Origin of the sequence: Bradyrhizobium sp. AZCC 1678, assembly GCF_036924765.1 — a bacterium.
Lineage (GTDB): Bacteria > Pseudomonadota > Alphaproteobacteria > Rhizobiales > Xanthobacteraceae > Bradyrhizobium > Bradyrhizobium algeriense.
Genome location: NZ_JAZHSE010000001.1, coordinates 298,253 through 312,414 on the forward strand (window position 1 = coordinate 298,253; position 14,162 = coordinate 312,414).

Below are 14,162 nucleotides of genomic sequence, written 5' to 3' on the forward strand. Positions count from 1 at the left end.
AGATCTTTGGACAGCGGGATTTGCGTGGATTCAAAATGAACGAAAATTGTTGAGTGTTAACGTCTTCAAATACATCGTGCCTGCTCCAATTCCGTATCTGTCCCCTCAGCATCAAATGCGAGACAGCTTACCGACCGTCACTCTGGAGTTGTCGAATCAGGTATAAAACGTGGTGATTGTATCCTAAGTTGCCTCCCAAAATCACGGATGGCCACACCACCTCAGGAACAGGCTGCGCCAGAATTTCAGCGCGACACTTGGCCCTAAACTGCTTGCATTATAGTAACATATATGATACCAAATGATCCGGATTGAAGAATATATCTCGGAAGGGAGCAGCCCCTTCCGGCGATGGTTTGACGGTCTCGACGTGCAGGTGGCGGCCAGCGTGACGGTCGCGATCGAGCGGCTTGCCGAGGGCAACACGTCGAACGTCAAGCCGATCGGCGAAGGCGCCGCGGAGTTGAAGATCAACCGCGGTCCCGGCTATCGCATTTACTTCGGCTGGGACGGCAAGGTGCTGGTCATTCTGCTCGGCGGCGGCACGAAACGACGGCAGCAGAACGACATCGATGCCGCGCTCCGCCGCTGGCGCGATTACAAGAAGCGCAAGCGCGAAGGATGACGCCATGGCACTGACCCGGAATTTTCGCGACACGGTGCGGGCGCGGGCGGAGCGCGAGCCCGCCTTCCGCAGGGCACTGTTCCAGGAGGCGGTGCAGGCCCTGCTGCAGGGTGAGACCGATCAGGGCCGCGCGGCGCTGCGGGCCTATATCAATGCAACAGTCGGATTCGATCGGCTGGGCGAGGTGCTCGGGCGTTCGCCGAAGAGCCTGATGCGGATGTTTGGTCCGGATGGCAACCCCACCGCCGAGAACCTGCTCGGCGTCATCGGCGCGTTGCAGGAAGAGACCGGCGTGCACCTGAAGATTCGCGCGGTCACCGAGGCGGCCTGACGCGGGCCTCGCGCCGGGAGGGCCGTCGACGAGGCAGGGCCGCCGTTCGCAGCGTCATCCAAAATCCCCAAATTCCGCTATACTCGCTCCGGTAGCATCGGGGACGCATCCATGCGAAACATCATCATATGCTGCGACGGCACCGGCAACGAGATCTCCGAGAATATCTCCAATGTGCTGAAGCTCTATCGCTGCCTGCGCAAGACGGAGAAGACACAGCCGCGGCAGCTCGTGTTTTACGATCCGGGGGTCGGCACGCTGGAGCGGCCGGACCCGTGGCACGAGTTGAAGCAGAACTTCAACGCCATCCTGGGGCTCGCCACCGGCTATGGGCTCGATGACAACGTGCTCGCGGCCTATGCCTTCCTGGTCCACAATTATCAGACCGGCGACCAGATCTATCTGTTCGGCTTTTCCCGCGGCGCCTATACCGTGCGGGTGCTGGCGGGGCTGATCCACAAAGTTGGCCTGATCTCGCCGGAGCAGGTCAATCTCGCCGGCTCGGGGCTGATCGCCTACAAGCAGTTCTCCTCCGACGAGGCGCCGAAGCTGCGCGCCGAGCACAAGCTGCTCACCGAGACCGGCGACGCGCTGGGGCCGCTGCCGCAGACCGCGTTCGACAACGCCGCGCAGTTCGCGCGCATCACTTCATCCCGCTGGCCCACCATCCGCTTCGTCGGCGTCTGGGATACGGTCGCCAGCGTGATCGTGCCGCGGGCCGATCGCTTCTATTGGCCGAGCCTGGAGGAGCTGGCGTTCACGATTTCGAACCCGAGCGTGCAGACGTTTCGTCAGGCGATCTCGATGGACGAGCGGCGCTGCATGTTCCGCCTCAAGAAGTGGGACGACCCGCAGACCTTCAAGCACAACCGCTTCAACGATGCGCATGCCGAACCGCAGGATATTCTGCAGGTGTGGTTCGCCGGCGTGCATGATGATGTCGGCGGCGGCTATCCGGAAAAGCAAAGCGGGCTTTCGAAATATCCGCTGCTGTGGATGATCGACGAGGCGACGAAATGCGGACTCGGGGTTAACCAGGCCACCGTCAACCAGCTCGCCTGGGGCATTCAGCGCAAGGGCTCACCGTTCTCCTATGTCGCGCCTGACGTGCGTGGCGAGCTGCACGAGTCGCTGCGAGGGGCGTGGTGGATACTCGAATATTTGCCAAAGAGCGCGAAGTACAAGGAGTGGCCGGCGCGCAAAGTCCATTTCGGCTATTACATCCCGGACGCTGAACCACGCTTCATTCCCGACGGCGCCACCATCCACGAATCCGCGCTGCTACGCATGGACGCGATGCCGAGCTATCGGCCGGTGAACCTGCCAAAGCAGTATGAGAAGTTTCCGATGCCGGTGCCGCCGGCGCATGCGAGCGCGGAAGCGGAGGAGGAAGCGGCGGGTTGATGCTCTCTCCCCGTCATTGCGAGCGAAGCGAAGCAATCCATCGCGCCGCGTAGAGAAAGAATGGATTGCTTCGCTGCGCTCGCAATGACGTGGATAGAGCGCGGGTTCGTAGGATGGGTAGAGCGCAGCGAAACCCATCAATCCCTACGCGGAGGCGTGATGGGTATCGCGGAGTTTATCATCGGGCCGGCCAAAGGCCGGACCCGTTGGCTCCACCCATCCTACGGAAGCGCCGCCGCACCACTCGGCCATTGGCCGACCACTCCCGCAATCTTGCGGCCACATTCCAGCCCGCCCGCGACCCAAAGGGTTAACGGATCGTTCAACTCTGCCCCCTATTCTCACGCATCTACTGCCAGAACCGGCTTCAAACGCTCAGGACGAGCGATGTTGGAACGATCGATCGCCGATGAAGTCGAAGCGGCCATCCAGGCCGGCTCGACGGAAAAACATCTGGATACGCTGAGGCAGGTCACCGACCTGTTTCTAGAGTCCGCCGACGGCTATTCCGGCGAACAGATCGAGCTGTTCGGCGACGTACTCGAACGGCTGATCCGGACCGTCGAACTGCGCGCGCTGGCCGATGTCTCCGCGCGCATCGCGCTCGCCGAAATGAGCACGCAGCTCGCCTCCGTCAAGCAGGCGCCGCCGGCCGTGGTCCGCCGCCTGGCGAACAATGACGAGATTACGATCGCCCGTCCCGTGCTTACCGAATCGGCGCGGCTGACGGCCGACGATCTGCTCGAGCTCGCGCAAACCAAGGGCGAGCAGCATCTGCTCGCAATCTCCGGGCGCTGGTGGCTGACCGAAATCGTCACCGACGCGCTGCTGAAGCGGCATTACCCTTCCGTCAGCCTGCGGCTGGTCACCAATCCCGGCGCGCGGATGTCGGCGGCGGGCTATGCCATCGTGCTGAAGCAGGCGGAAAGCGATCCTCATCTGGCGGTCGAGACCGGCATTCGCGTCGACCTGCCGCCCGAGCAGCGCCAGCAATTGCTGCGCAGCGCCACCGAGGTTGTGCGCACGCGGCTGCTGTCACGCGCGCCGCCGCATCTGTTCGAGGAAATCCGGAACGCGATTGCGCTTGCCGCTGCCGGCGCCAACCGCGAAATGTCGCGCACGCGCGATTTCGCCGCCGCCCGCCGCTTCGTCGCCGCACTTGCCAAGCACGGCAAGCTCAGCGAGCCGGCGCTGTTGGCGTTTGCGAAAGAGCGGAAATACGCCGAGACGGTTGCAGCGCTTGCCGAATTATCAGGCTCGACTATCGACGTGATCCGCCCTGTGATGCAGAGCCTGCGCGACGACGGCGTGCTGATCCCCTGCCGCGTCGCCGGATTGAATTGGGAAACAGTCGCCGCCGTGCTCGACAGCCGCTTCACCTCCGGTAGCCTGGGCCGCCATGAACTGGCAAGGGCCAAAGAGCAATACGGCAAGCTCACGGTCGAAAGCGCCCGCCGCCTGCTGAAATTCTGGCAAGTCCGCGCCGCCGACGCGCCGCCGAAGCCGAATTGAGCGGATGTGCGACGCCGCATCCGCATGCTCCGTCATTGCGAGCGCAGCGCTTACTTCCCTTCTCCCCTTGTGGGAGAAGGTGCCGGAGCGAAGCGGAGGCGGATGAGGGGTCTGTCTCCGCGGAGAGAACCCCTCATCCGGCTCGCCGCCGCTGCGCGCCAGCGATCCACCTTCTCCCACAAGGGGAGAAGGAAGCGTCGTCACGCCGCGCGGGTCAGGTCCGCGTCGAGATGCTTCAGCCGCGGCATCACTTCCTGCTTCAGCAGGCGCAGCGAATTATGCCACGCCTCCGGCTTGTGCTTGTAGTCGAAGCCGAACACCAGCAGCGTGCCGAAGCCGCCGACCTCATGATAGATTTTTTCGATCTTCTCGGTGACGGTCGCGGGCGAGCCGACGATCCAGTTGTTGCGGGCGCAATATTCGACCGTGACGTCGGAGTCGGCGACGTCGGGCGCGGCCTTGAGGTAGTCCTTGAAGCCGAAATGACCGAGCAGAGGCAAAAAGTATTCGCCCATCATCCGGCCCATCATGTCGCCGACCGACAGCCGCCACGCCTCCTCGTCGGTGTCGGCGATGAAGACCTCGCGCACCAGCCGCCAGTCGCTGCGCTTCGGCTTGCGTCCGGTTTTGGCGGCACCGATCTCGACCGATTCCCAGTGACTGCCGACATAGGCCGGGTTGAGGTTGAGGCTCATCGGAATGTAGCCGCGCTCGCCGGCGAGCTTGAGCGTGTCCGAGCCCTTGGACAGGCCGGCGACGCCGATCGGGGGATGCGGCGCCTGCAACGGCTTGATGTGGGGCTTGAGGAAGTCGAACATGGTGTCGGGCTTGTTCACCGTCCAGAATTTTCCGGCGTGGGTCCAGGGTGCGTCCTCGGTCCACATCTTCAAAATGATCTCCAGCGCCTCCCGCGTCATGTCGCGGTTCTGGCCGGACATGCCGTCGACGTTGAACATCGCCCAGTCGCTCGGCAGGCCGCTTGCCGCGACGCCGAAATTCAGCCGCCCCTCGGAGAGGTGATCGAGCATGGCGACGCGGTTGGCGAGTTCGGCCGGGTGGTGATAGGGCAGCAGGAAGCCGCCAGGCCCGAGGCGGATATTCTTGGTCTGCAAAAACGCCTGCGCGAGAATGAGGTCGGGCGAGGGATGCGGCTCCCAGGGTGCGGTGTGGTGCTCGCCGATCCAGGCTTCCTGATAGCCGAGCTCATCGAGCCATCGCAGCGTCTGCAGGTCCCAGTCGTGACCCTCCTTCAACCCGCACTCCGGCGGATGGGACGGCATCGTGAAATATCCGATCTCCATGGGGTGTCCTCTCGCTGTTCATTTTTTCAAAACGCGTCTGTCGCGCGCAAGCGAGAGCATAGCACGCGACGCGTGTGGCTGAGATATGACGAAACGGATGGGCAGAGGTTCGCGCCGCGGAGTGACGCGCTACCTCGTCCCGAACGTCGTAGCGCCGAACAGCGCCTTTTGCGTCGAGGGTTGCGAGCGCCAGTATTGCGGCGGGGCAGAAACCTCGCCGCCGAGTTCGGCCGCGGCATGCCAGCCCCAGCGCGGGTCGTAGAGCATGGCGCGGGCGAGCGCGACCATGTCGGCTTTGCCGGAGGCTACGATCTCCTCGGCCTGCCTGGCTTCCGTGATCAGGCCGACGGCGATGGTGGGAAGGCCAGTCGCCTCGCGGATCGCCTGCGCGAACGGCACCTGGTAGCCGGGGCCGAGCGGAATTTTTTGCAGCGGCGAGACGCCGCCCGAGGACGCGTCGATCCAGTCGACGCCGCGGCCCTTCAATTCGCGCGCAAACTCGATGGTCTGCGCCAGATCCCAGCCGCCCTCGACCCAGTCGGTGCAGGACACCCGCAATCCTACCGGCTTGGATTGCGGAAACGCCTCGCGCACCGCGTCGAACACTTCGAGTGGGAAACGCATGCGGTTTTGCAAGGAGCCGCCATATTGGTCGGTGCGCTGGTTGGCGATCGGCGACAGGAACTGATGCAGGAGATAGCCGTGCGCGGAGTGCACCTCGATGGCGTCGATGCCGAGCCGCTCGGCGCGCTTGGCCGCCGCCACGAAGGCGTCGCGCACGCGCTTAAGTCCTGCCGCGTCGAACGCCAAAGGCGGCGTCTCGCTCTCCTTGTGCGGGATCGCCGAGGGCCCCTCTGCCCGCCAGCCGCCCTCAGTCACCGGGATCAGTTGCCCGCCCTCCCACGGCGTGTGGCTCGAGGCCTTGCGGCCGGCATGCGCGAGCTGGATCATCACCGCGGCCTTCGAGCGCTTGCGCACCGAGGCCAGGATCGGCTTCAGCGCGGCTTCGGTGGCGTCGTTGTAGAGGCCGAGACAGCCCGGTGTGATGCGGCCGCTCGCCTCGACCGCCGTCGCCTCGATGCAGAAGATCGCAGCGCCCGACAGCGCCAGGGAATTGATGTGGGTGAAGTGCCAGTCATTGGCCTCGCCGTCGACGGACGAATATTGGCACATCGGCGCCACCATGATGCGGTTGGCAAGGTTAAGGCCGCGCAGCTTGATCGGGGTAAACAGAGCGCTCATGGGATGGGGTCCAGACGGGAGAGAAAGCGACCCTTAATATCTAGCGAGCAGCCCCCCTCTCCTCAACCCGCCGGGATTGCAACCCTCCCCCTACGGCTTGATGCCCGCCGCCTTGATCAACTCGAGATTGGCCGCCGTCTCGCGCTTCACAAGCTCGTCCATGTCGGCCGGCTTCATCGGCATCGGCTCGATGCCAAGTTTCGAGAGGCTCGCCTGCATGGCAGGATCGGTCAGCACCTTCGCGCCGGCCGCATGCAGCCGCTCGACGATATCGCGCGGCGTCTTCGCTGGGGCGAACACGCCGAACCAGATCGCGCTGTCGGCGTCCTTCAATCCGATCTCGACCGGCGTCGGCACGTCGGGCAGGTCGGCGACGCGTTTCGCCGTCGAGACCACCAGCGCGCGCACCTGGCCGTCGCGGATCAAGGGCAGCGCGGTCGAGAGCGGGCAGAAATACAGGTCGATCCGTCCGCCGATGATGTCGGCGATCACTTCGGGACCGGCGCGATAGGGCACGTGCGTCGCCTCGATACCGGCGGCAATGCGGAATTTTTCAGTGCTGATATGCACGGCGCTGCCGATGCCGACCGAACCGAACGAGATCGAGCCGGGTTTGGCCTTGGCGTCTGTGATGAAGTCCTGAATGGTCTTCCAGGGTCGCGCGTTCGGCACGATCATCACGTTGGCGCTGGATCCGATCATCAGTACCGAGGCGAGATCCCGGGTGGCGTCGAAAGTTGCGCTCGGGAAAATAGCCGGCGCAATCGCCAGCGCCGACGATTGGGCGAGAATGCTGTAGCCATCGGGCTCGGCTTTCGCGACCAGCGCCGAACCGAGCGCACCGCCGGCGCCGGCGCGGTTTTCGATCACGATGGGCTGGCCGAGTTCGGCCGCGAGACGTTCGAACACCAGCCGCGGCACCACGTCGGCCGCGCTGCCGGCGCCGAACGGAATGGTCGCCTTGATCAGCCGCGACGGCCAGCCTTCGGCCTGTGCGGCGGTGGCGGCAAAAAGGCTGGTCAGCACGCAAATAACGCGAAGGGACTTGTACATCAAAAACTCCGGTTTATCGCCCGGAGCGATGCAAGAACCATTCCGCTTTCGCCCACTCACTCCACGAGCGTGAATTGCAGCAGCAGATTGCGCTGGATCATCGAAAAATTGTCGTCGGAGACCAGCGTCAGCACTGTATCGCCCTCCGGCGTGACGTGGACGTCGATACCTTCCATGTTGTCGATCTCGTGGCCGAGATCGGCCTCGAAGATCGAAGGCCCGTCGATGACAGCGCCGGGGACCAGGGAGGCAAGCGCAACGCGGCGGATGCGGATGCCGACCCCGCCGAGCCAGGAGAATTTTCGCTCCAGCAGCAACAGGCTGCCGGACGGCAGCAGCACCGCATCGCTGACATCGAAATTGTCGGTGCGGCGAATGCTGAACAGCCCCAGCGTCTTGCCGATCAGGAAGGCTGTGATGTTGCCCTGCGCGTCGAGCCCGCGTTCGGAGATCGCGATCAGCGTTCCCGCCAGCGGCAGGCCCTTCGGCACCACGACAAGCGCCTCGATTCCCTTGTTGTAGGGCAGCTTGCGCACGCCGAGCGGCAACTGAATCAATTCGCCATGCGCGCGCGTAAATCCCTTGGCGAAGTCGAAGCGCAGTATCTGATTGACGCGTTCGAGGCCGACATAAACCAGCGAGCCGTCGAGCGCGAACGCCTCGGTATCGAACCAGCCGCGCGAGGTGATCGGCTTGCCGTCGGGACCGAGCATCGGCGAGGCCTCGACGTCGTCCAGCCCGGTCATCTCGCGGCCCTTGTAGACAATGCGCCCCGTGAACCAGCCTCCCTTGTCGCTGATCGCGATGAAGCGCTCGCCCTTTGCATCGAGCCGCAGACCCGACAATCCGCCGAAGCCGCGAAACCGCGAAGTGAGGATGAGCCCGCTGCGGTATTCGAGTTCGCCAAACCGCAGACGCGACCGGTCGCGGGTATCGAACGAGGGCAGCGGCCGGGCATTGACCTCGATCGAGACCGGCGCGGTGACCGAGAATTCGTCGGGAACGGTCTGCTTCGGGGGCCGCTGAACGGCCGTTTGCGCAGCCGCGATGGCGGGCATGGCCGTCATCGAAAGCCCCGCCGCTGCATATTTCAAAAGGCGGCGGCGGCCTATGAGCGGGGGCATGCTCTCACGAATGCAACCGGCGCGGCCGGTGGTGGCCCGTGGCGGGCGCGGCGCCTTGGGTCTCGCTGAACAGTTCGGCGAGCTTTTCGGTGATGGCGCCGCCGAGCTCCTCGGCATCGACGATGGTGACGGCACGGCGATAGTAGCGCGTGACGTCGTGACCGATGCCGATCGCGATCAGTTCGACCGGCGAGCGGGTCTCGATCTCCTCGATGATGTGGCGCAGGTGCCGCTCGAGGTAATTGCCGGGATTGACCGACAGCGTGGAATCGTCGACCGGCGCACCGTCCGAAATCATCATCAGGATCTTGCGCTGTTCGGCCCGGCCGAGCAGCCGCTTGTGCGCCCAGTCCAACGCCTCGCCGTCGATGTTCTCCTTCAGGAGCCCCTCGCGCATCATCAAGCCGAGATTCTTGCGCGAACGCCGCCAGGGCGCGTCCGCAGACTTATAGATGATGTGCCTGAGATCGTTGAGCCGGCCGGGATTGGCCGGCTTACCGGCCGCGAGCCACGCCTCGCGCGACTGCCCACCCTTCCAGGCGCGGGTGGTGAAACCCAGAATCTCGACCTTGACGCCGCAACGCTCAAGCGTGCGCGCCAGAATATCGGCACAGGTCGCCGCCACCGTGATCGGGCGGCCGCGCATCGAGCCGGAATTGTCCAGAAGCAGCGTTACGACCGTATCGCGGAAGGTCGCTTCCTTCTCATGCATGAAGGACAGCGGATGATAGGGATCAGTGACCACGCGCGACAGCCGCGCCGGATCGAGAATACCTTCCTCGAGATCGAATTCCCAGGCGCGATTCTGCTGCGCCATCAGCCGGCGCTGCAGCCGGTTGGCGAGCCGCGCGACAATGCCCTGCAGATGCGCCAGTTGCTTGTCGAGGTAGCTGCGCAACCGTTCCAGTTCGTCATGGTCGCAGAGATCTTCGGCCGCGATGACCTCGTCGAACTTGGGCGCAAAGGCGTGATATTCCGGCCCGCGCGGCTCGTTGGCGCCGCGCGTATTCGGCCGCGTCGCCTCGCCCGGCGTCTCGTCGTCGCCGAGTTCGCCGTCGTCGAACGTATCGCTGGTGGAGGCCTGCGCGCTCTCCATCGCGCTCTCAGACATTTCGTCGGTGGAGGCCTGCGCCTGATCGGCGCTCATTTCCTGCGCGGCATCGGAATCAGGCGAGCCCTCGGCGCCGGACTGGTCGCTCTCGCCGTCCTGATTCTCGTCGTTCTCCTCGTCATCGGCGTCCGCATCGCGCTCGTCGCCGAGATCGAGCGCCGACAGCAGGTCATGCACGAGATCGCCGAACTTCGCCTGGTCCTCGGTGACGCGGCTGAGCTTGTCGAGCCGGGCGCCGATCTTGTCTTCCAGCACCGGCCGCCAGAGGTCGACCATCTTTTTCGCGGCCGCCGGCGGCGCGAGGCCCGTCAGCCGTTCGCGCACCAGCATCGCCAGCGCGTCCGACAGCGGCGCATCGGCGCGATCGGTGATCTCGTCATATTTGCCGCGATGGAAATGATCGTCGAGCATCGCGGTCAGGTTCTTTGCAACGCCCGCCATCCGACGCGAGCCGATCGCCTCGACGCGCGCTTGCTCCACCGCCTCGAATACGCCGCGCGCCTGCGGATTTCCCGGCATCAGCTTGCGGTGCACCTTGGGATCGTGACAGGCGAGCTTCAGCGCGATCGAGTCGGAATGGCCGCGCACGATGGCCGCATCCCGCTTGGTCATCTTGCGGGCCGGCTCCGGCAACCGCGCCTTGCCCGGTGCCAGACCCGGACGCTCGGCCGCGAACGTCACTTCCAGCTCCGGCGCCCTTGCGATCGCACGCAGGCATGAGGTCACCGCGCGCTTGAACGGCTCGGTCGGGGCTTCCTTGGATCCGGTACGGAATTTTGAGTTGGATGTGCTCATAGCGCTTTCGTAAGCCAGTGCCGCGTGACGCCTTCAGGATAACCTTCGATCGAACCGAATTCCTCATAGCCGCAGGCGCGGTAGAAGCCCGGCGCCTGAAAACTCATCGTGTCCAGATAGGATCGCGTGGCCCCGAACTTCCTTGCCTCGTCTTCAATCGCCTTGATCAGCCGCGTCCCGTAGTTTTTGCCGCGGAGTTTCTGCTCCATCCAGAAGAATTGGACAAACAGCACCGTGGTCCAGACTTCGCCGACAATCCCGCCGACGATCTTGTCGCCCTCGCGTAGCGAGATGGCGAAGCGCTTGTATTTCTGCTTCCCCATCTTTTCGGTGTTGTAACCGATCAGTCCGCCGAGCACCGCCTTCTTGGTCTGTCCAATGGTGCGCTCGACGGCAATTTTCGCCATGGGCTAACTAAGCGCCACGTTCACCGCCGACTCCGGCAGTTCCTGGTTGAAGCAGCGCTGATAGAATTCGGCCACCAGCGGCCGCTCCAGCTCGTCGCACTTGTTGAGGAAGGTGACGCGGAACGCAAAGCCGATGTCGCCGAAGATGTCGGCGTTCTCGGCCCAGGTGATCACCGTGCGCGGGCTCATCACCGTCGACAGGTCGCCATTGGCGAACGCGTTGCGGGTCAGGTCGGCAAGCCGCACCATCTTGTTGACGATGTCGCGGCCTTCCGTCGTGCGGTAGTGATGCGCCTTCGAAAGCACGATCTCGACTTCCTCGTCATGGGCGAGGTAGTTCAGCGTGGTAACGATCGACCAGCGGTCCATCTGGCCCTGGTTGATCTGCTGGGTGCCGTGATAGAGGCCCGACGTATCGCCGAGACCGACCGTGTTGGCGGTCGAGAACAGCCGGAACGCCGGGTGCGGCTTGATCACCTTGTTCTGGTCCAAGAGCGTCAGGCGGCCGGAAACTTCCAGCACGCGCTGGATCACGAACATCACGTCCGGGCGGCCGGCGTCGTATTCGTCGAACACCAGCGCGATATTGTGCTGCAGCGCCCAGGGCAGGATGCCGTCGCGGAATTCGGTGACCTGCTTGCCTTCCCTGACGACGATCGAGTCCTTGCCGACCAGGTCGATACGGCTGATGTGGCTGTCGAGGTTGACGCGCACGCAGGGCCAGTTCAGCCGCGCCGCAACCTGCTCGATGTGGGTCGATTTGCCGGTGCCGTGATAGCCGGTGACCATGACGCGGCGATTCTTGGCAAAACCGGCGAGGATCGCGAGCGTGGTGGCGCGGTCGAAGCGGTAGTCCGAATCGACTTCCGGCACATGCGGGTCGACCTCGGAATAGGCCGGCACTTCGAGATCGCTGTCGATACCGAAAACCTGCCGGACCGACACCTTCATGTCGGGCATACCGGCGGGCTCCGAAACTTTGCTCATGGCGGCGGTCGTCATCAATCCTCCGAGGTCCCGGGCGGTCCCGAAACCAGATCTGTTGAATGGCTGCGGATGGGGGCTAATACAAACCTAGCAGAGAGCAAGGGCCGGCAGAAGCCCGCGGCGCAATCAAAGTTCCGTTGCTTTATCATTGAGATAGGTCGTGTATCAGGTTTTTGGAGGGCTGCCCTGCGAATCACGCCGCACTTTTGCCGGCTTGACCGCCCCGCCAGGCTCAAAACCGGAGGTCGCGGCACTTCCGGCCCCTGTGCGGGCTTGGTAGCTGAGTTCAGGCGACCCACCTAACGGACGGCATGATTGTGACTTCATTCCTCGATCCCGTGATTGCGTTCGTTTCGGCTCATCCGTGGCTGGCCTATCTGACGCTATTTCTCGCGGCCCTGCTGGAGGCGATCCCGGTAGTGGGGGCGCTGGTGCCGGGCTCGACCATCATCCTTGCCCTGAGCGCGCTGGTGCCGGGCGGCGAACTGAAGCTGTGGGGTGTGCTGGCGGCAGCGATCGCCGGCGCCCTGCTCGGCGACGGCTCGGCGTTCTGGGCCGGCCATCGCTCGCAACGCGAAATTCTGGGCGCCTGGCCGATGTCGAGATATCCGGGCGTCATGGCGCAGAGTGAGGCGTTCTTCCATCGCTGGGGAACGCTGGCCGTATTTTTCGCGCGCTTTGTGCCGCCGATCCGCGCCTTCGTGCCGGTGACGGCGGGCGCACTCGGAATGCCGCCGGTCGTTTTCTTCGGCGTCAATATTCCCGCGGTGCTCGCCTGGGCGCTGGCGCATGTCCTGCCCGGCGTACTCGCAGTCTCGGCCTTGCATGAATATGCCGGCCTGCCGCATCATCAGGGCATTGGCAAACATCTGTGGATGCTGGCGGTGTTCGCATCGGCGATCATCGCTCTCGGCGTCTGGACGCTGCGCCGCCGCCGGATCGGCAAGGCCTCTTCAGACAAGGCCTCTTCAGACAAGGCCTCTTCAGACAAGGCCGCTTCAGATCAGGCCTCTCCAGATCAGGCCTTGCCGGGACCGCGCCCTGGCGCCGGACCGACGTAGCGCGCGCGGGGCCGGATCAACCGGCTATGCTGCAATTGCTCGCAGGCATGCGCGATCCACCCCACCGTGCGCGCCATCGAGAAAAGCACCAGCTCATGGCCGGGCGGCAGGCCGAGCGTGTGCACCAGCACCGCAAGGGCATAGTCGATATTGACGAATTCGCCGGTCGCCTCCGCGATACGGTCAGGGATTTCATGGGTGAGCTTGCGGTCAGCCCCGGAGCGCGCCAGCGCTTCCAGTAGCGCCCGTGCGCGGGGATCGCCGTGCTTGTAGACCCCATGGCCAAAGCCCGCGAAGCGTTCGCCGAGCGCGACGCGCTCGCGGATGACGGGCGCGACCTCGCCATTGGCGAGCGTCTTCAGGAGCTGCGCTGCCAGCACGCCGGCGCCGCCGTGCTTCGGGCCCTTCAACGCGACGAGGCCGGCGATAATAGCGTCATAGAGGTTCAAGCCGGTCGAGGCCGCGCAGCGCACGGTGAAGGTCGAGGCATTCAGCTCATGATCGGCCAGCAGCACCAGCGCACGGCGGATCAGATCGGCAGCGTGCTTGTGCTCCGGCGCCCAGACGCGCGCGATCTGCAAATGAAGCGGTTTTGCCGAGGATTTGGCGTTCAGCATGGTCGCGACCACGAGCCGCATGATGCGGCCGCCGAGCATCGCGCGCCCCTCGGGCGCCCGGGTGAACGCCCGCGGGTCGGCGCTGGCCGCCAGCGCCAGCACGGCGATGGCACGATCGATCGCATTGGCCCTGCGCGCGGCTTCGGCCACGGCGCGCATTTCGTCCGACACGACGGGACAATTGTCCTGTTCGAACGGATCGACGCCGGTGACGTCCCATAGCAGCGTCGCGGCATGTTCGAGCGTGTCGCGCTCGGCGAGGTCGACGCAGTTGACGCCGCGATAGATCGGCCCGTCCTCGGTGATGGTCGCGACCGCCGAATCCATGACCGGCAGATCGGCGTCGAAGCTGCGCATGCCGCGTGGCTCGGGTGCCGGCGTGCGCCGCTCCTTCAGCGTGCGGACGTCCTCGGCCCGGTAGCGGTGGCTGCGGGAATCCTGCGACGGCTCCGAGCGGATCAGCCCGCGGCTGACATAAGCGTAGAGCGTCGCCTGCGAGATCGCGAGTTCGGCGGAGGCCTCGCGGGCCGAGAGATAAAGGCCGGCGGATTTTTTCATATTGATTTACATAATCAAGATTGATCAATCTGTC

At 64.3% G+C, this 14,162-nt stretch carries 13 protein-coding genes; 5 read left to right on the top strand and 8 right to left on the bottom strand.

Annotation, left to right across the window (positions count from 1 at the left end; translation table 11 throughout):
* Window positions 1-301 precede the first annotated feature (301 nt).
* From V1294_RS01495 to V1294_RS01510, 4 genes are all read left to right on the top strand, one after another.
* On the top strand, window positions 302-625 hold the full coding sequence (locus V1294_RS01495) for a type II toxin-antitoxin system RelE/ParE family toxin (RefSeq protein ID WP_442895307.1): 324 nt from the start codon (window positions 302-304) through the stop codon (window positions 623-625).
* A 4-nt stretch (window positions 626-629) separates the two neighbouring features.
* Window positions 630-956, top strand: a complete 327-nt coding sequence (locus tag V1294_RS01500) for a transcriptional regulator (RefSeq protein ID WP_334494705.1) — start codon at window positions 630-632, stop codon at window positions 954-956.
* Window positions 957-1,067: 111 nt separating this feature from the next.
* On the top strand, window positions 1,068-2,360 hold the full coding sequence (locus V1294_RS01505; RefSeq protein ID WP_334494706.1) for a DUF2235 domain-containing protein: 1,293 nt from the start codon (window positions 1,068-1,070) through the stop codon (window positions 2,358-2,360).
* A 387-nt stretch (window positions 2,361-2,747) separates the two neighbouring features.
* Window positions 2,748-3,872: a DUF2336 domain-containing protein gene (locus V1294_RS01510; protein WP_334494707.1), complete on the top strand. Its 1,125-nt coding sequence runs from the start codon at window positions 2,748-2,750 to the stop codon at window positions 3,870-3,872.
* Between the two features lie 200 nt (window positions 3,873-4,072).
* Here V1294_RS01510 and V1294_RS01515 read toward each other — a convergent pair whose 3' ends face one another.
* From V1294_RS01515 to cobS, 7 genes are all read right to left on the bottom strand, one after another.
* Window positions 4,073-5,173 carry an LLM class flavin-dependent oxidoreductase gene (locus V1294_RS01515; RefSeq protein WP_334494708.1) on the bottom strand — a complete coding sequence of 367 codons (1,101 nt, stop codon included), beginning with the start codon at window positions 5,171-5,173 and terminating at the stop codon, window positions 4,073-4,075.
* Window positions 5,174-5,302: 129 nt separating this feature from the next.
* Window positions 5,303-6,415 carry an NADH:flavin oxidoreductase/NADH oxidase gene (locus V1294_RS01520; protein ID WP_334494709.1) on the bottom strand — a complete coding sequence of 371 codons (1,113 nt, stop codon included), beginning with the start codon at window positions 6,413-6,415 and terminating at the stop codon, window positions 5,303-5,305.
* Between the two features lie 90 nt (window positions 6,416-6,505).
* The gene (locus V1294_RS01525) at window positions 6,506-7,468 is read right to left on the bottom strand and encodes a Bug family tripartite tricarboxylate transporter substrate binding protein (RefSeq protein WP_334494711.1); all 963 of its coding nucleotides are present in this window, start codon (window positions 7,466-7,468) and stop codon (window positions 6,506-6,508) included.
* A 56-nt stretch (window positions 7,469-7,524) separates the two neighbouring features.
* Window positions 7,525-8,535: an esterase-like activity of phytase family protein gene (locus V1294_RS01530; RefSeq protein ID WP_334494712.1), complete on the bottom strand. Its 1,011-nt coding sequence runs from the start codon at window positions 8,533-8,535 to the stop codon at window positions 7,525-7,527.
* A 61-nt stretch (window positions 8,536-8,596) separates the two neighbouring features.
* Window positions 8,597-10,498, bottom strand: a complete 1,902-nt coding sequence (gene cobT, locus V1294_RS01535) for a cobaltochelatase subunit CobT (protein WP_334494713.1) — start codon at window positions 10,496-10,498, stop codon at window positions 8,597-8,599.
* Complete coding sequence (locus tag V1294_RS01540; protein WP_334494714.1) at window positions 10,495-10,905, bottom strand: GNAT family N-acetyltransferase; 411 nt, start codon at window positions 10,903-10,905, stop codon at window positions 10,495-10,497. The genes cobT and V1294_RS01540 overlap by 4 nt, the downstream gene beginning before the upstream one ends.
* A gap of 3 nt (window positions 10,906-10,908) precedes the next feature.
* Window positions 10,909-11,907, bottom strand: a complete 999-nt coding sequence (gene cobS / locus V1294_RS01545) for a cobaltochelatase subunit CobS (protein WP_334494715.1) — start codon at window positions 11,905-11,907, stop codon at window positions 10,909-10,911.
* Between the two features lie 302 nt (window positions 11,908-12,209).
* Between cobS and V1294_RS01550 the strand changes: the two genes are divergently transcribed.
* On the top strand, window positions 12,210-12,953 hold the full coding sequence (locus V1294_RS01550; RefSeq protein ID WP_334504452.1) for a DedA family protein: 744 nt from the start codon (window positions 12,210-12,212) through the stop codon (window positions 12,951-12,953).
* Here the strand turns inward: V1294_RS01550 and V1294_RS01555 are convergent.
* Window positions 12,911-14,128: a citrate synthase family protein gene (locus V1294_RS01555; protein WP_334494716.1), complete on the bottom strand. Its 1,218-nt coding sequence runs from the start codon at window positions 14,126-14,128 to the stop codon at window positions 12,911-12,913. The two genes, V1294_RS01550 and V1294_RS01555, sit on opposite strands and share 43 nt — an antisense overlap.
* Window positions 14,129-14,162 lie beyond the last annotated feature (34 nt).